The 16,460-nt window shown below is 69.9% G+C and carries 18 protein-coding genes and 1 riboswitch; of the genes, 10 read left to right on the forward strand and 8 right to left on the reverse strand.

Going from position 1 to position 16,460, the window contains the following annotated elements; all coding sequences use genetic code 11:
• Window positions 1-21 precede the first annotated feature (21 nt).
• Window positions 22-1,824 (reverse strand): phosphomethylpyrimidine synthase ThiC, encoded by a 1,803-nt coding sequence (gene thiC, locus ACFYR0_RS09970; protein WP_389324135.1) that lies wholly within the window; start codon window positions 1,822-1,824, stop codon window positions 22-24.
• Window positions 1,817-1,994: riboswitch (TPP riboswitch) on the reverse strand. It overlaps the preceding gene by 8 nt.
• Before the next feature lie 71 nt (window positions 1,995-2,065).
• Between thiC and ACFYR0_RS09975 the strand changes: the two genes are divergently transcribed.
• Window positions 2,066-3,658: a YibE/F family protein gene (locus ACFYR0_RS09975; protein ID WP_389324138.1), complete on the forward strand. Its 1,593-nt coding sequence runs from the start codon at window positions 2,066-2,068 to the stop codon at window positions 3,656-3,658.
• Window positions 3,659-3,742: 84 nt separating this feature from the next.
• Here ACFYR0_RS09975 and ACFYR0_RS09980 read toward each other — a convergent pair whose 3' ends face one another.
• From ACFYR0_RS09980 to ACFYR0_RS09995, 4 genes are all read right to left on the reverse strand, one after another.
• Window positions 3,743-4,180 (reverse strand): SsgA family sporulation/cell division regulator, encoded by a 438-nt coding sequence (locus ACFYR0_RS09980; protein WP_389324141.1) that lies wholly within the window; start codon window positions 4,178-4,180, stop codon window positions 3,743-3,745.
• Window positions 4,181-4,278: 98 nt separating this feature from the next.
• Window positions 4,279-5,181: an IclR family transcriptional regulator gene (locus ACFYR0_RS09985; RefSeq protein WP_389324144.1), complete on the reverse strand. Its 903-nt coding sequence runs from the start codon at window positions 5,179-5,181 to the stop codon at window positions 4,279-4,281.
• 206 nt (window positions 5,182-5,387) lie between these two features.
• Window positions 5,388-5,600, reverse strand: a complete 213-nt coding sequence (locus ACFYR0_RS09990; protein ID WP_389324147.1) for a DUF5326 family protein — start codon at window positions 5,598-5,600, stop codon at window positions 5,388-5,390.
• Window positions 5,601-5,765: 165 nt separating this feature from the next.
• Entirely contained in the window at window positions 5,766-6,083 is a 318-nt protein-coding gene (locus tag ACFYR0_RS09995; protein ID WP_386387085.1) for a cupin domain-containing protein, read from the reverse strand.
• A gap of 58 nt (window positions 6,084-6,141) precedes the next feature.
• On the opposite strand from ACFYR0_RS09995, the gene ACFYR0_RS10000 reads away from it, so the two are divergent.
• From ACFYR0_RS10000 to ACFYR0_RS10020, 5 genes are all read left to right on the forward strand, one after another.
• Window positions 6,142-6,519: a phage holin family protein gene (locus ACFYR0_RS10000; RefSeq protein ID WP_386387066.1), complete on the forward strand. Its 378-nt coding sequence runs from the start codon at window positions 6,142-6,144 to the stop codon at window positions 6,517-6,519.
• A 5-nt stretch (window positions 6,520-6,524) separates the two neighbouring features.
• Window positions 6,525-7,016 carry a low molecular weight protein-tyrosine-phosphatase gene (locus ACFYR0_RS10005; protein WP_389324151.1) on the forward strand — a complete coding sequence of 164 codons (492 nt, stop codon included), beginning with the start codon at window positions 6,525-6,527 and terminating at the stop codon, window positions 7,014-7,016.
• Window positions 7,013-8,155, forward strand: coding sequence for a cystathionine gamma-lyase (locus tag ACFYR0_RS10010; RefSeq protein ID WP_389324154.1), 1,143 nt, complete (start codon window positions 7,013-7,015; stop codon window positions 8,153-8,155). The genes ACFYR0_RS10005 and ACFYR0_RS10010 overlap by 4 nt, the downstream gene beginning before the upstream one ends.
• Window positions 8,156-8,381: 226 nt before the next feature.
• Window positions 8,382-9,287: a LysR family transcriptional regulator gene (locus ACFYR0_RS10015; protein WP_389324157.1), complete on the forward strand. Its 906-nt coding sequence runs from the start codon at window positions 8,382-8,384 to the stop codon at window positions 9,285-9,287.
• Between the two features lie 88 nt (window positions 9,288-9,375).
• Window positions 9,376-9,858: an NUDIX domain-containing protein gene (locus ACFYR0_RS10020; protein WP_386387073.1), complete on the forward strand. Its 483-nt coding sequence runs from the start codon at window positions 9,376-9,378 to the stop codon at window positions 9,856-9,858.
• Between the two features lie 34 nt (window positions 9,859-9,892).
• Here the strand turns inward: ACFYR0_RS10020 and ACFYR0_RS10025 are convergent, their stop codons facing one another.
• Window positions 9,893-10,516: an HAD family hydrolase gene (locus ACFYR0_RS10025; protein ID WP_389324161.1), complete on the reverse strand. Its 624-nt coding sequence runs from the start codon at window positions 10,514-10,516 to the stop codon at window positions 9,893-9,895.
• A 214-nt stretch (window positions 10,517-10,730) separates the two neighbouring features.
• Here ACFYR0_RS10025 and ACFYR0_RS10030 point away from each other — a divergent pair, with 214 nt between their 5' ends.
• Window positions 10,731-11,597 (forward strand): GNAT family N-acetyltransferase, encoded by an 867-nt coding sequence (locus tag ACFYR0_RS10030; protein ID WP_389324164.1) that lies wholly within the window; start codon window positions 10,731-10,733, stop codon window positions 11,595-11,597.
• A gap of 134 nt (window positions 11,598-11,731) precedes the next feature.
• Here the strand turns inward: ACFYR0_RS10030 and ACFYR0_RS10035 are convergent, their stop codons facing one another.
• Window positions 11,732-12,940: an MFS transporter gene (locus ACFYR0_RS10035; protein ID WP_389324167.1), complete on the reverse strand. Its 1,209-nt coding sequence runs from the start codon at window positions 12,938-12,940 to the stop codon at window positions 11,732-11,734.
• Between the two features lie 137 nt (window positions 12,941-13,077).
• On the opposite strand from ACFYR0_RS10035, the gene ACFYR0_RS10040 reads away from it, so the two are divergent.
• Complete coding sequence (locus ACFYR0_RS10040; protein WP_389324170.1) at window positions 13,078-13,536, forward strand: MarR family winged helix-turn-helix transcriptional regulator; 459 nt, start codon at window positions 13,078-13,080, stop codon at window positions 13,534-13,536.
• Between the two features lie 9 nt (window positions 13,537-13,545).
• Entirely contained in the window at window positions 13,546-13,998 is a 453-nt protein-coding gene (locus ACFYR0_RS10045) for a GNAT family N-acetyltransferase (RefSeq protein WP_389324173.1), read from the forward strand.
• 84 nt (window positions 13,999-14,082) lie between these two features.
• Here the strand turns inward: ACFYR0_RS10045 and ACFYR0_RS10050 are convergent, their stop codons facing one another.
• Entirely contained in the window at window positions 14,083-15,468 is a 1,386-nt protein-coding gene (locus ACFYR0_RS10050; RefSeq protein ID WP_389324175.1) for a serine hydrolase domain-containing protein, read from the reverse strand.
• Between the two features lie 342 nt (window positions 15,469-15,810).
• Here ACFYR0_RS10050 and ACFYR0_RS10055 point away from each other — a divergent pair, with 342 nt between their 5' ends.
• Window positions 15,811-16,377, forward strand: coding sequence for a dihydrofolate reductase family protein (locus ACFYR0_RS10055; protein ID WP_389324177.1), 567 nt, complete (start codon window positions 15,811-15,813; stop codon window positions 16,375-16,377).
• Window positions 16,378-16,460: the final 83 nt, after the last annotated feature.

Genomic DNA, 16,460 nt, shown 5'->3' on the forward strand with positions numbered 1-16,460 from the left:
CCGTCCGTGATCAGCCGTCGATCAGTCCGCGATCGGCAGGTACACCCGGTTGCCCGCCGCCGCGAACTCCTTCGACTTCTGCGCCATGCCCTCCTCGATCTCCCCCTTGCTCCCGCCGTGCTCACGGCGGATGTCCTGGGAGATCTTCATCGAACAGAACTTCGGCCCGCACATGGAGCAGAAGTGGGCCGTCTTGGCAGGCTCGGCCGGGAGGGTCTCGTCGTGGAACTCCCGGGCCGTGTCCGGGTCGAGGGCCAGGTTGAACTGGTCCTCCCAGCGGAACTCGAAGCGGGCGTCGGAGAGGGCGTCGTCCCACTCCTGGGCGCCGGGGTGCCCCTTGGCGAGGTCGGCGGCATGGGCCGCGATCTTGTAGGTGATGACGCCGGTCTTGACGTCGTCACGGTTGGGCAGGCCCAGGTGCTCCTTGGGCGTGACGTAGCAGAGCATGGCCGTGCCCCACCAGGCGATCATCGCGGCGCCGATGCCGGAGGTGATGTGGTCGTAGGCCGGAGCGATGTCCGTGGTCAGCGGGCCGAGCGTATAGAACGGAGCCTCATCACAGATCTCCTGCTGAAGGTCGATGTTCTCCTTGATCTTGTGCATCGGGACGTGACCGGGGCCCTCGATCATCGTCTGCACATTGAAACGCTTGGCGATCCGGTTGAGTTCCCCGAGCGTCCGCAACTCCGCGAACTGCGCCTCGTCGTTGGCGTCCGCGATCGAGCCGGGCCGCAGGCCGTCGCCGAGCGAGTACGTGATGTCGTAGGCCGCGAGGATCTCGCAGAGCTCCTCGAAGTTCTCGTACAGGAAGCTCTCCCTGTGGTGCGCCAGGCACCACGCCGCCATGATGGAGCCGCCGCGCGAGACGATGCCCGTCTTGCGGTTGGCGGTCAGCGGCACGTACGGCAGGCGGACGCCCGCGTGGACGGTCATGTAGTCCACGCCCTGCTCGGCCTGCTCGATGACCGTGTCCTTGTAGATCTCCCAGGACAGTTCCTCGGCCCTGCCGTCGACCTTCTCCAGCGCCTGGTAGAGCGGCACCGTGCCGATGGGGACGGGGGAGTTGCGCAGCACCCACTCGCGGGTGGTGTGGATGTTGCGGCCGGTGGACAGGTCCATGACCGTGTCGGCGCCCCAGCGGGTCGCCCAGGTCATCTTCTCCACCTCCTCCTCGATGGAGGAGGTCACCGCGGAGTTGCCGATGTTGGCGTTGACCTTCACCAGGAACCGCTTGCCGATGATCATCGGCTCGATCTCCGGGTGGTTGATGTTGGCCGGCAGCACGGCCCGGCCTGCCGCGATCTCCTCGCGCACCACCTCAGGAGAAACGTTCTCCCTGATGGCCACGTACTCCATCTCCGGCGTGATCTCGCCCCGTCGGGCGTACGCGAGCTGGGTGACGGCCTGGCCGTCCCGTCCGCGGCGCGGCAGCCGGGGGCGGCCCGGGAAGACCGCGTCGAGGTTGCGCAGCCCGCCTCGCGGCGAGGTGTGCCGCAGCCCGTCGTCTTCGGGACGGACCGGGCGGCCCGCGTACTCCTCGGTGTCGCCGCGCGCGATGATCCAGTTCTCCCGCAGCGGCTGAAGGCCCCTGCGGACGTCCGTATCCACGGATGGATCGGTGTACGGGCCGGAGGTGTCGTAGAGCGTGACCGCCCGGCCGTTGGTGAGATGCACCTGACGGACCGGCACCCGCATGTCGGGGCGCGAGCCCTCGACATACGCCTTGTGCCAGCCGATGGACTTCCCGGCCTCGCCGCTGTCGTCGCCCTCGGATACGGCGGAGATCTGCGCGGAGGCAGGCGTGCGTACGTCCTTGCTGGTCATGAGACCTACTCCCTACGCCGGCATTACCCGGTAACAGGTTCGGCGGTCGACGCAGCGGTCACCGTCTGCCGGTGTTTCGTGTGGAACGACACATGTTCCACGTGAAACATCGCGTAGACGGAGGTCAGCGTCCTCTCAGCCCGGTGCTCCGAGCTCCCGCGTGTACAAAGGTGTCCCCACGCTAGCGTCACTTCGGGCGCGGTGAACAGGGGGCCCCCGCCGTTCTTGCGATGATCGGGCGGTGACCACACCGCAGCAGCCTCCGTTTCCGCCGCCCGAGCCCCGCCGCCACAGGCCCGTTGGCGACCCAGGCCCTGGTTCCGGTAGAGGGCAGGGGACGGGTCCAAGGAGTGAACACGGCGACTCTCATGGGCAGATGGACGCCCATGGGCGCGGGGACCCGCACGGACACGGGAACTCCCCTGCGGGCGGGAGCTCCCGCGGGGGCGGGCACGAGCCGTCACAGGGCGGCGGACACGGCTCTTCGCACGGTGGCGGGCACGGGGGCGGCCATGGGTCCTCGCACGGCCACAGTCACAGCCATGGGCCGGCCGCTCCCGTCTCCCGGCATCTGCGGAAGGTGATCGCCGCGATCCTGGTCCCGTTCGCCGCCGCGGTCGTGGTGGGCCTGGTCGTGCTGTGGCCCGGCGGTGCGCCCGCGCACGAACGCACCGGCGTCGGCTTCGACCGGCAGACGGAACAGGCGACGGTCACCAAGGTCGAGCCGGTCGACTGCAGGACAGCCGGTGTCTCCGGCGTCCCGCCGACAGGCGACACCTCCACCGCCGAGGGCTCCTCGGCGGTGCAGCAGGCGAACGGCGACTGCAAGAAGGCGACGATCCGGGTCGACACCGGCGAGAACACCGGGCGCACGTTCACCGAGATCGTCCAGCCCGACCAGTCGCGCCAACTGCACGAGGGCCAGGAGGTCGTGGTCGCCTACGAGCCCTCCGCGCCGGAGGACCTTCAGTACTCGGTCGCCGATGTGAACCGGCGGCTGCCCCTCACCGTGCTCGCCGGCATCTTCGCGATCGCGGTCGTGCTCGTGGGCCGGATGCGCGGTGTGATGGCGCTGGTGGCGCTGGCCCTGAGCTTCATGGTGCTCAACTTCTTCATCCTGCCCGCGATCCTCCAGGGGTCGAACCCACTGGTCGTGGCGGTCGTCGGAGCGAGCGCCATCATGCTGATCGCGCTGTATCTCTGCCACGGCCTGTCCGCGCGGACCTCGGTGGCCGTCCTCGGCACGCTGATCTCGCTGCTGCTGATCGGTGTGCTCGGGTCGTGGTTCATCGACTGGGCCGCGCTGACCGGCAACACGGACGACAACACCGGTCTGATCCACGGGCTGTATCCGTCGATCGACATGAGCGGTCTGCTGCTCGCGGGCATCATCATCGGCTCGCTCGGTGTGCTGGACGATGTGACGGTCACGCAGACCTCGGCGGTCTGGGAACTGCACGAGGCCAACCCGACGATGGGCTGGCGCGGCCTGTACCGCGCGGGCATCCGGATCGGCCGTGACCACATCGCGTCCGTGGTGAACACCCTCGTCCTCGCCTACGCGGGCGCGGCGCTGCCGCTGCTCCTGCTGTTCTCCATCGCGCAGAGCAGCGTGGGCGCGGTCGCCAACAGCGAGCTGGTGGCGGAGGAGATCGTGCGCACACTGGTCGGCTCGATCGGTCTGGTGGCCTCCGTTCCGGTCACGACCGGTCTGGCCGCGCTGATGGTGGCCGCCGACCGCCCCGCTCCGTCCCCCACCGGCGTCGGCGAGCCGACGACGGGACCCTCACCCGTCGCTGCACGGTCCGGCCGGGGACGGCGCCGCAAGCGGTAGGCACCACTCCGCCCGTCGGGCGGACCGACTCCGGAAAACAGCGCCCCAGGTGAAGCGTTACGGCACCTCAGCGGCCGTGACGCTTCACCCCGCGCTCTGCTCCTCGGCCAGGATGCGGTCCAACGCCTCGTCGAGGTGGGCGTCGAAGTCGGCGAGCGAGGTCTCCTGGCCGAGCGGCACCAGCTTGTCCGTGCGGTCGAGGAAGGCGACCAGCGGCGCCGTCGAGGAGCGGAACAGCGCCTGGTCACTGCCCACCTGAAGCCGGATCACCACCTCGCCCAGCGACTCCGGCTCGACGGGCGCGACCCTGACGTCCCCCTCGCCGCTCGGCCGACCCACGCCGTCGATGAGCAGCTCCCGCCCGAACACCCAGGTCACCGGGGCGTCACCGGGCAGATGGAAGGTCAGTCGCACGGCATACGGATCACAGCTCTCGTAGCGCAGCTCCACCGGGATCCTGAACGAGAGCTCCTCGGAGACGAGAAAGCTCATCATGACCTCTGCCTGCACCGACTCGCGCATCGCCTACCCCGTCATTTGCCGTCGACTGGCCGGGAATGATCCCTTGATCCTGGTGGCATCTTGCTCAACGTGCACACCAGATCACAAGCAGTGAGTTTTCAGATACTGATAGAGATCGCCAGCGACCCCAGAAGGCGCCCGATCTCGCTCTGCAGTTGTCGCGCCGCGGGGATCAGCCGTCCGGCCTGCTGGGCGGGAAGCGAGAGGGCCATCGTGGCGGCCGTACTGCCCATCGTGATCGGAATCGCCGCGCAGACCGTGCCCAGCGCGTACTCCTGACGCTCGATCACCGGGTCCATCCGGCCCATCCGGTCCAGCCTGCGCAGCAGACCGCCCTGGTCACGGATGGTGTAGGGAGTGATGGACTGCACCGGGTAGCGATCGAGATGGTCGCGGCGGTCCTCCGGGGCCAGCTGGGACAGCAGGCACTGGCCGATGGCGTGGGCATGGCCGGTCTCGCGGAAGTCGGCCCACTCCTCCACGGCGGGGTTCGCCGGGGTGTCCGAGACGCAGACGACCTCGATCTCGCCGTTCCGGTACACCGCGTAGTACACCGGGACACCGATCGAATCCCGCCATTGCGCGAGAGCCTCGACCATCGTGCTGCGACGTTTCTGCTGCTCACCGCTGCCGGACAGCCGTTCCGCCGCCTCGCCGAGGAAGAACAGGCCCTTGTCCCGGCGCAGATAGCCCTCGTGCACGAGGGTGCGCAGCAGGTGGTAGGCCGTCGGCAGGGCCAGGCCGGTCTCACGGGCCAATTGCTTGGCGGGCGCCCCGTGTTCGTGTCCGGCGGCGCTCTCCAGCAGACGCATCGCCCGCTGCACCGAGCTGATCAGGGTCGTGGTGACCGGGTGCGGGGGCCGCGCGCCCGGGGGCACCGGCTGCTCGGGCGGCCGGGTGAGGGAGCCGACGGGGGCCGCGCGCCCGGGTGGCCGGGCGAGGGTCCCGGTCGGGACGGGGGGTGCGTGGAGGTCAGCGGGGGCGGTGTCAACCGTGGCCAAGGGTCACTCCCGAAGCGCGAGGGTGCTGCCCGTGCCGGGGAACACGGGAGGGGTGTACGGGGGCGTACGCCGGTCGCGGGGGCGTCCCCGTGTCGAGTTCCGGACTCTAACGGCCTGTCACCGCCCCATGACGCCCTGCCCGTAAAACTTCCCTCGCCCGAGGGAACCGGTGGTTGCCGCTTGCCGCCCACCGGCTCCCCTCGCCGTCACCAGTCGCCGCGTGAGGAGGAGCTCGACGTGAACTTCCGTACGACGTAGATGAGTCCGCCGACCAGGGCCACGAAGATCAGCAGCTTGAACAGGAGGCCGATCACGAAGGAGACGACGCTCGCTATCAGGCCGCCGAACACCACCAGGGCGATGACCGGCACCGCGACCCACTTCACCCACCACGGCAGACCCGCGAAGATCTCTCGCATCGCCCCAGCCCTTCTCTCCTGTCCCACGGGGCTCTGTTCGCCCTCCGGGTTCTCCGTTTGTCCTGCCCTCGATGCTAGGACGGACAGGGGGTCCGGCGGGGCCCTCGCATCCCTGCTCCTCCCCTGACAGATCCCCTAGGGAACCCGGGGGTCCGGGATCAGGGATCAGCTCTCCGGAGGCGAGAAGACGACGAGAACCCGCAGGTCCTCGCTGATGTGGTGGAACTTGTGGGCCACCCCGGCCGGCACATAGACGACGCTGCCGCGCGCCACCTGGGTGGTCTCCAGGCCCACGGTGATCGAGGCACGGCCGCTGACGACGAAGTACACCTCGTCCTGATCGTGCGGGCGCTGGGGGTCGTGCTCGCCCGCGTCGAGCGCGTAGAGCCCCACCGACATGTTCCGTTCCCGCAGGAACTGCAGGTAGGCGCCTTCGTTGGAGGCGCGCTCCGCCTCCAGTTCGTCCAGCCGGAATGCCTTCATCGCTTTGTGGCCCTCACGCCCCTGCTCGTAACGGATCTCGTCTGCCACGATCAGACACATGATGAATTTCGTAGTCAAGACGATCGCCAACGCGGGCGCCCTGGCGGTCGCCGTGTGGCTGCTCGACAAAATCACCCTCACCGGTGACAGCACGGGCAAGAAGATCGGCACCCTGTTGCTCGTGGCCCTGCTCTTCGGCCTGGTGAACTTCCTGGTCAAACCAGTGGTGAAGCTGTTGAGCCTGCCGCTGATGATTCTCACGCTCGGCCTGTTCACCTTGGTCGTGAACGCGCTGATGCTGCTGCTGACGTCGTGGCTGGCGGACCAGTTCGACCTCAGTTTCCACGTCGAGGGATTCTGGACGGCCGTGCTGGGCGGTCTGATCATCTCGATCGTGTCCTGGGCGCTCAACGTCGTTCTGCCTGACGGGGACTGAGCCCGATGACCTACCGCGTCTGCTTCGTCTGCACCGGCAACATCTGCCGTTCCCCGATGGCTGAGTCCGTCTTCCGCGCGCGGGTGGCTGGGGCCGGGCTGGACGGCGAGGTCGAGGTCGACAGCGCCGGCACGGGTGGCTGGCACGAGGGCGATCCGGCCGACCCGCGCACCGTGGCCGTCCTCGAGGAGCACGGCTACGACAGCGGCCACTCGGCCCGGCAGTTCCAGACCTCCTGGTTCTCCCGGCTCGACCTGGTGATAGCCCTGGACGCCGGCCATCTCAAGGCCCTGCGCCGGCTCGCGCCGACCGGGCACGACGCGGAGAAGGTTCGTCTGCTGCGCTCCTACGACCCCGCCGCCGGCGACGACCTGGACGTCCCGGACCCGTACTACGGGGGCATGGACGGCTTCGAGGAGTGCCTGGAGATGGTGGAGGCGGCGAGCACCGGCCTGCTCGCCGCCGTCCGGGAGCGCCTGGAAGGACATCCGGCATGAACGACGCGGGACCAGCGGCACAGGGCGACGGCACGCGCGCGGTGCGGGCGGGGCTGCCGGAGCCCGTGAAGTACGAACCGACCCTGCCGGGACCGGTATTCGCCGCGCACTTTCATCTGCCGGGCGACCCGACGGGTCCGTACACCTACGGCCGGGACGAGAACCCGACCTGGACCCATCTGGAACGGGCGATCGGCGAGCTGGAGGCGCCTGGGCTGGACGGCGTGGAGACGCTCGCCTTCGCCTCCGGGATGGCGGCGGTCTCCGCGGTGCTCTTCTCACAACTGCGCGCCGGGGACGCCGTCGTCCTGCCCAGCGACGGCTACCAGGCGCTGCCGCTGATCCGCACCCAGCTGGAGGCGTACGGCATCGAGGTGCGCACCGCGCCCACCGGCGGCGACGCGCAGCTCGACGTCCTGGACGGGGCGAGGCTGCTGTGGATCGAGACGCCGTCCAACCCGGGACTGGACGTGTGCGACATCCGGCGCCTGGCCGAGGCGGCGCACGCGCGCGGCGCGCTGGTGGCGGTCGACAACACCCTCGCCACACCGCTGGGGCAGCGTCCGCTTCACCTGGGCGCCGATTTCGCGGTGGCGAGCGGGACCAAGCAGCTCACCGGGCACGGCGACATCCTGCTCGGTTACGTGACGGGCCGCGCGGGCGAGGCGATGACGGCGGTACGGCGCTGGCGCAAGATCGTCGGGGCGATCCCAGGCCCCATGGAGGCCTGGCTCGCCCACCGTTCGCTCGCCACGCTCGCCCTGCGTGCCGAACGGCAGAGCGCCACCGCCCTCGCGGTCGCCGAGACGCTCCGCGACTGGCCCGAGAATCTCGGCGTGCGCTATCCGGGGCTGCCGGACGACCCCTCGCACACGGCCGCCGCGCGGCAGATGCGGCGGTACGGCTGTGTGGTGTCCTTCACGCTGCCCACGCGCGCGCGGGCGGAGCGCTTCCTGGAGGCGCTGCGGCTCGTGGACGACGCCACGAGTTTCGGCGGCGTACGGTCCACGGCGGAGCGGCGCGGGCGCTGGGGCGGCGACGCGGTGCCGGAGGGCTTCGTACGGCTTTCCGTCGGCGCGGAGGACCCGGAGGACCTGGTGGCCGACGTACGGCGGGCGCTGAGGGAGTCGGCCGAGTAGTGCGTCGGGCGGATGCCGGGCGGTCCGCGCTACGTCGAACGGACGGTCCGAGCCTCCCCCCTCGTGGCTCGGACCGTCCTCGGTTCTGCGCGCGAAGAACCGCGCGAACAAGGCTAGTTGACTCTGTGTCAGTGTCCAATCACCGTAGCGACAGCGACCTATCGACATATTTATAGTTGGGCCCTGCCCGAGGCCTGCGAAGGGTGGAGAAGGGGAGGGGCGCGCCATGGATCTGGCCTTGCTGCGTACGTTCGTCACCGTGCACCGGGCCGGTTCCTTCACGCGTGCCGCCGCGTTGCTGGGTCTGTCCCAGCCGGCCGTCACCTCCCAGATCCGCACTCTGGAGCGGCAGTTGGGCCGCCCCCTCTTCCTGCGGCAGGCGCGCGGGGTCACACCGACGACGATCGGCGACGAGCTCGCCCACAAGGCCGCGCCGCATCTCGACGCCCTGGTCGAGATCACCGAGAGCGGGCTCGACGAGCAGTCCTCCCTGCGCACCCTGCATCTGGCCGGACCGCCCGAGTTCACGGCCGAACGGGCGCTGCCCGCCCTCGTGGAACTGACCGGCGAGGACGGCCAGGGCTTCGCCCTGCGCGTCTCCTTCGGGAACGCCGACGAGGCCCTGGAAGGGCTGGCCGCCGGGCATCACGATCTGGCCATCAGCACGGCCCGGCCACGCGGTGCTCTACTCACCGCGACTCCGCTGTGTGACGAAGAGCATGTCCTGGTGGCCGCTCCCCGCTGGCTGGAGGAGATCGGCCCCGGTGAGCCGCAGCTCAAGGACGCGTCCGCCCTGGAGAACCTCCCCGTCGTGGAGGTGCACGAGTCGCTGCCCTTCGTCTCCCGCTACTGGGCCTCCGTCTTCGACTGCCGTCCCGCCGCCGCGGGCACGGTGGTGGTGCCCGACCTCCGTGCCGTACTCACCTGCGCGGTCGTGGGAGCCGGTGTCGCGGTGCTGCCCCGCTATCTGTGCGCGTCCGCCCTGGAGCGTGGTGACCTGGTCGCCCTGCACGATCCCGCCATTCCGCCGCTGCGGACGTACTTCCTGGTCGTACGGACCGGAACGCTGGCGATGCCTCATATAGCCCGCGCGTACGAGGGACTGCTGCACACCGCTGCCGACTGGTCCTGAGCGGGATCCCGCGGTCCGTCACGCGGTGAGCTCGGCTGGTGACGTTTCGCGATGTTTCACGTGGAACCAGCGGGGCCACATTTCTCCCATGACCGTCCGACCCGTGGTCAAGCGCACCGCGCGCGCCGTCCTGCTGGACGGAGACGACCTGATCCTGATCAAACGCACCAAACCCGGCGTCGATCCCTACTGGCTCACGCCCGGCGGAGGTGTGGAGCCGGAGGACCCGACCGTCGTCGACGCCCTGCACCGCGAGGTGCACGAGGAACTCGGCGCCAAGATCACCGACGTGGTGCCCTGCTTCGTCGACACCGTCGAGCACATCGGCGACGACGGCGGCGCGACCGGGGTGAAGGTGCAGCACTTCTTCGTCTGCCGGCTGGAGTCCATGGACCCCTCGCTGCGCCACGGCCCCGAGGTCGACGAGCCCATCGGTGAGTACGAGATCGTCAGGGTGCCCTTCACCCGGGTCGGCATCGCCTCCGTGCATCTCGTGCCGCTGTCGCTGCGCCACTACCTGGACGGCAACATCGAGGGCGTGCGCGCGATGCACGCGCCCGATCTGGGCTGACCCGGTCCGTCGGCGGGCGCTGCCCGGCCCGCCGCTAGCGCACGAGCTCGTAGGCGTCCCACAGGTCCAGGCCCGCGTACGCGTGGGTCGCCAGGCCCGCCAGGTGGTCGTCCGCGTTGACGGCGACGGACGTCGGCACAGCGGCGAACAGGTCCCGGTCCGACAGCGAATCGCCGTACGCGACGCACTCGGTCCTGCTCACGCCGAACTGCGCGCACAGTTGGTCCGCGACGACCACCTTGGCCGCCGCGCTCAGCACTCCGGCAGGGTCCACCGGCTCGGTGAAGGGCACAGCCGGGAACCGGGACCCATGGGCCGCGTGGGCGCCCCAGCCCGTGAGCCGCTCCACGAAGAACGACGGGGAGAGCGAGACGACGGCGCAGTACTCGCCCCGGCTCCTGATCTCGGCCCACACCTCACGGATCCGGGCCAGCCACGGCGCGCCCTCGAAGGCCGCGGTCACCTGCACCGTGGTCAGCTCGGCCCAGAGCGCGTGCACCCGCACGGCGTACTCCGGCGGCCCGACGAGTCCGGCGGACATCGCACGGTCGAGTTCCACGGTCTCGGCCTCGAGACCGAGCTGCCGGGAGATCTCCCGCGGCGCACTCGAGCCGTGCAGCAGAGTGCCGTCCATGTCGAACAGGTGAAGGCGCGTCATGGACGCCGAGGCTAGTGGGTCCCGGCGAATGACGGTCCAGGGCAGCCATTTCCTGGTGGCAGGCTGTTCGTCGACCGGCGTTCGCCGGTGTTTCACGTGAAACACCGCATAACAGCCGACCCACCGTGGGGTGCGCCACAGCGTGGCCAAAAGCGCGTACATCTCACCCGAAACAGGTGGACGCCGAGGGCCCCTGTCGGACAGCCTGACCTGCGTGCCGACACCTTCCCTCTCCGCTCTGCCCATTCGTCGTCTGACGCTGCGTGATCTCACCGCCTGCGCCGACTTGTCCGAGAACCGGGGGTGGCCGCGCGAGGAGCACAAGTGGGGCCTGCTCCTCACGGCCGGAAGGGGGTACGGCATCGACGACCCCGACGGCGGACTGCTGAGCGCCTGTGTCGTCACCGAGTACGGCCCCCAGGACCGGCCTGATCTCGCGGCCATCGGCATGGTCCTGGTGTCGGAGCGGTACGCCCGTCAGGGTGTCGGGCGGCGTCTGATGCGGCACATCGTGGCGGCCATGAGCACCACGCCCCTCACTCTGCACGCGACCCCCAACGGACGCCCGCTGTACGAGGAACTCGGCTTCAAGGTCACCGGGCGCGCCGAGATGCTCCGAGGCGTCTTCCGCCCCGAGCCCGCTGCGGCGAACATCCCGACCCGGCCGGCCACCGCCGAGGACCTGCCCTCGCTGTTGCGCCTCGACGAGCCGGTGTTCGGTACCGACCGCACCCAGATGATCACCCGGCTGCCCGCGTTCGCCGATCTGCTTCATGTCGCCGAGGAGGACGGCCGGATCATCGGCTACGCCGCCGCCTGGCCCAACATGGAGACACATGTCGTGGGCCCGCTGATCGCCCGGGACACGGACACGGCCAAGGCTCTGATCGCCTCGCTGGCGGCCCGCACCGACCGGCCCCTGCGCACCGACATCGACGTACGGCACGCCGAGCTCGTCGACTGGGCCAAGCAGCGCGGGCTGGAGTCCGTCGCGTTCAACGCGGTCATGACCTACGGCATCGGGGAACTGCCCGGCGACTGGAGCCGACGGTTCGCTCCTCTGACGGTGGCCGCGGGCTGAGTCGACCGAGCCGTGAGCGCCGGTTCCCTGATGGGGACCGGCGCTCGGCGTCGGGGGTGATGCGTGTGCGTCGCTCGTCGGCGGCACGGTGCGGTGCGGGAGTCCCGTCGGCGGGAGTCGTCCGCCCGGCGGTGTCAGCCGTGGACCGCGGCGCGCTCCTGCGCGGGCACGGACCCGGAGACCACCGTGCTCGGCGCGCCACCGCGGCGCTCCAGGGCGGCGGAGAGAACGGCGAGGACCAGCGCCGCGGCGGCGAGGACGGCGCCCACCCAGTTCGGTGCGGTGTAGCCGAGACCGGCCGCGATGACCATGCCGCCGAGCCAGGCGGACAGGGCGTTGCCGAGGTTGAAGGCACCGATGTTCATCGCCGAGGCCAGTGTGGGCGCACCGTGGGCCTGGTCCAGGACGCGCTTCTGGAGCGGCGGCACGGTGGCGAAGCCCAGCACGCCGATCAGGGCGATGGAGACGGCCGACAGGATCTTGTCGTGCGCGGTCAGTGTGAACAGGGCGAGGACCACCGCGAGGCCGGCCAGGGAGATGTACAGCATCGGCATCAGGGCCCGGTCGGCGAACCGGCCTCCCACGAGGTTCCCGACGACCATGCCCAGACCGAACAGGACCAGGAGCCAGGTCACCGAGCCCTCGGCGAAGCCCGCCACGTGGGTCATCATGGGCGCGATGTAAGTGATGGCCGCGAAGACGCCGCCGAAGCCGAGGACGGTCATCGCCATGGCGAGCAGCACCTGCGCGTTCTTGAACGCGGCCACCTCGTGCCGGAGGCTGACGCCCTCCGGCTTGGGCATGTCGGGGACCAGCCGGGCGATGCCGAGCAGGCCGACGACGCCGAGCGCGGCGACGACGGCGAAGGTGACGCGCCAGCCCACGGACTGCCCGACGAGGGTGCCGAGCGGGACTCCGACGACATTGGCGACGGTCAGGCCGGTGAACATCATCGCGATGGCACCGGCCTTCTTGTCGGGCGCGACCAGTTCGGCGGCCACGACCGCGCCGATGCCGAAGAAGGCGCCATGGGCGAGCGAGGCGACGACACGGCCGATGAGCATCACCGAGAAGACGGGGGCCATCGCGGAGAGCAGGTTGCCCACGATGAACAGGCACATCAGCACCATCAGCATCCGCTTGCGCGAGACCTTCGTGCCGAGCACCGTCATCAGCGGGGCGCCGAACATCACGCCCAGTGCGTAGCCGGTCACGAGGAATCCGGCGGTGGGGATGGAGACCCCGAAGTCTCCGGCGACCTCGGGCAGCAAGCCCATGATCACGAACTCGGTCGTCCCGATCCCGAAGGCCCCTATCGCGAGGGCCACAAGAGCGAGAGGCATGGGGTACACCTTCCATACGATTGCAAGTGCGCTTTACGCGTCATGACAATACTTGCGTACGCTTGATATTTGCAAGCGCTGGATATTGCGCTCGTGCTCTACCCTGGAGACAGCCGCTCCGGAGGAGGAAATCGCCGATGACCGCGACAGACCCCGCGCTCACCGCCCTGGCCCAGGGCTGGTGCGCCCTCTCCCTGCTGCACGGGAAGATCGAGGCGCATGTCGAGCGCGCTCTTCAGTCCGGGCACGACCTCAGCGTGCGCGAGTACTCGCTGCTCGACGTGCTCAGCCGGCAACACGACGGCGAGGGCGGCCATCTCCAGATGAAGCAGGTCGCCGACGCGGTCGTCCTCAGCCAGAGCGCCACCACCCGCCTGGTCACCCGACTGGAGGACCGCGGCCTGCTGGAGCGCTATCTGTGCCCCACCGACCGGCGCGGCATCTACACCAACGTCACCCAGGCCGGGCTGAAGCTCCTGGAGGAGGCGCGGCCGACCAACGACGGCGCGCTGCGCGAGGCACTCGACACAGCCGCCGAGAACCCCGAACTGGCCCCGCTCGTCAGGGTCGTGGAGACGCTGAAGGTACCCGCATAGGCTGCCGCCATGGCAGATCTCGAGATACGGCACGCGACGACCGAGGACCTCCCCGCGATCGTCGCGATGCTCGCCGACGACCCCCTGGGTGCCCGGCGGGAGTCACCGGACGACCTGACCCCTTACCTGGCGGCGTTCGAACGCCTCGCGGCCGACCCGAACCAGCACCAGGTGGTGGCCGTGCGCGAAGGCCGCGTCGTGGGCACACTCCAGCTGACCGTCATCCCCGGACTGTCCCGGCGCGGTGCCACCCGGTCGATCATCGAGGCCGTCCGGGTCCACGCCGAGGAGCGGGGCAGCGGCCTCGGGTCGCAGTTCATCGAGTGGGCGGTCGAGGAGTCGCGGCGGCAGGGCTGCCACCTGGTCCAGCTCACGTCGGACGCCTCGCGCACCGACGCCCACCGCTTCTACGAGCGGCTGGGATTCACCGGCTCGCACGTGGGCTTCAAACTGGGGCTCTGACAGAGCGGCGGCTCTCCGGCCCGGGACTGTGTTTCACGTGAAACACAGCCGCGCCGTCATGAACGGGTGATGTCCCGGCTGCCCTCAGCCGATCCCCCTCCAGCCCTCCGGATGCACCCCACCGGGGACGTCGGCACCCTCGTCGTAGGGTCGGCGGGTGAACACGAACGAAGCCAGATCCAGATGGCTCACCGAGCCGTCGGGGCGACGCACGGCCCGCAGGGTCTCGTCGGCGTAGTAGCCCTCCAGCCCCGTCCAGGTACCGTCGCCGTTCGCACGGAACCGTGAGCGGCGGCCCTGGCCCGACAGCGGCCCGAGGGAGAGCAGCCCGTCGGCCGTCAGACGCAGCGCGAAGGCACTCGTCCCCCAGTACCACTGTCCGGAGAGCTCGAGCACGGCCGGATCCGCCTCTCGCAGTGGACGCCAGGGGTCGGGAATCCGGGGTTCGGCCTCGGCGACGATCCGGACGAGATCGGCGCCGACGGCAGAGATCACCGGGCCCGAGGTGCAGTTGACGAGGACGATCGCGGCCACGTCGTCGGCGACGCTGATCGTGAGGTTCGCCAGAAACCCCGGCAGTGAACCCGAGTGCCCGACGAGCGTCCGCCCGTCGCGGTGCTGGACCTGGAGCCCGAGCCCGTAGGAAGACCCGTCCGCGAGATCCGAGGCCTCGGCCGGTGCCGCCGGAGTGCGCATCTCCTGAAGGGTCCCCACGCTCAGCACCCGCTCGTCACCCCGGGCAAGGAAGGCCGCGAACCGGGCCAGGTCTCCGCTGGTGGACCACAGTTGACCGGCCGGAGCCATCAGACCGAGGTCCTCCAGCGGCTCGGGCATCATCACATCGGCCCAGGGGTGGACCGCCCAGCCGCCCGCGTGCGGCGCCCGTGGCTGTCCACTGGTCCGGGTCAGACCGAGCGGCTCCAGCACCTCGCGCCGCAGCACGTCCTCCCAGGGAGCCCCGCGCAGCTTCTCGACGAGCGAGCCGAGCAGGGTGTAGCCGGGGTTGGAGTAATGGAACCTCCGGCCCGGCGGGTGCAGGACGGGCCACTCGCCCAGAACGTCGGACAGCTCGGGGCGCAGCGAGCCCGGCGTGCGCTCCCACCAAGGCGAGGACGTCTCCGCTGCCAGACCGCCGGTGTGGGCGAGCAGTTCACGGATGGTGGCCGCTCCGGCGCGGGTGCCCGGCAGGTGCTTCTCCAGCGGGTCGCCGAGGTCGAGCACGCCCTCGTCACGCAGCCGCAGGACCAGCACCGCTGTGAAGGTCTTGGTGATCGAGCCGATCCGGTACTGCACGTCCTCGTCCGGGCCGTGCCCGTCGACAGAGGTCCGTGCCCCGTGCCACACGGCCCGGCCGTCCCGTACGACGGCCGCCACGAGGGAGGGGGCACGCCCCTCGGCCTGGGCGACGGCGACGCGGTGCAGCAGTGCCCGGCGCGTGGTGGGAAGCAGATCGTCCTGGGGTGGTGTCATGAGCCCAGTCCACCCGGCCGGAGGCCTCCCGTCGAGGCGGTTTCGCCCGGAGCGTGGCGCGGCCCGCCCCGCATGCACGGTCTCGCCGCTCGTGACATGTCGATCTTGCGCAACCTGGGCGTTCCCGGCTGTCTCACGGCCTTGGTACCCGTGATCAGTCTCAAGCCCGTTGCCCCTCCTCACGAGGGCGAGGCCGAGATCAGGCGGCTTGCCCGAGTCGGCCGAGTACACCACGCTGAGCCCCGAGCACGAGGACTACCGGCGAGCCCGGGTCGCACACCGATGAGTTTCCCGCGCGGCGCTGGTCCGTACGCCGGACACCCACGGACGGAAGGCTGCGCCATGCGGAAACTGGTCTACGGCATGAACCTGACCCTGGACGGCTACATCGCCGCGTCCGGCGACGACATCGGCTGGGGTGGGAAGCCGAGCCCCGAGCTGTTCCAGTGGTGGCTCGACCAGGAGCAGGCGAGTGGCCTGTTCCTGTACGGGCGCAAGCTGTGGGAGACGATGAGCTCCTACTGGCCGACCGGAGACCAGCAGCCCGACGCCACCCCGGCGGAGATCGAGTTCGCGCGGAACTGGCGGGACACGCCGAAGGTCGTGTTCTCCTCGACGCTCGACAAGGTCGACTGGAACACCCGCCTGGTCACCGGGGACGCGATCGCCGAGATCACCCGGCTCAAGGCCGAGGAGGGGGCTCCGATGAACATCGGCGGCGCGACGCTCGCCGGGGCGGCCATGCGCGCCGGACTGATCGACGAATACGTGATCGCCACCCATCCGGTCCTGGTGGGCGGCGGCACGCCGTTCTTCACCGCGTTGGACAGCTGGGTGAACCTGAACCTGGTCGAGACGCGGACGCTTCCCGAAGGCGTGGTCCTGACCAGGTACGAGACGAAGCGCTGAGCAGTTTCACGCCGTCTCACGGTCTACATGCCAACGCCTGGCTGTCATTCGTGAGATTCGGCCGCGAAATCCGAGGCCCTGCG

This window comes from Streptomyces sp. NPDC005017, from assembly GCF_042873115.1.
Classification (GTDB): Bacteria; Actinomycetota; Actinomycetes; order Streptomycetales; family Streptomycetaceae; genus Streptomyces.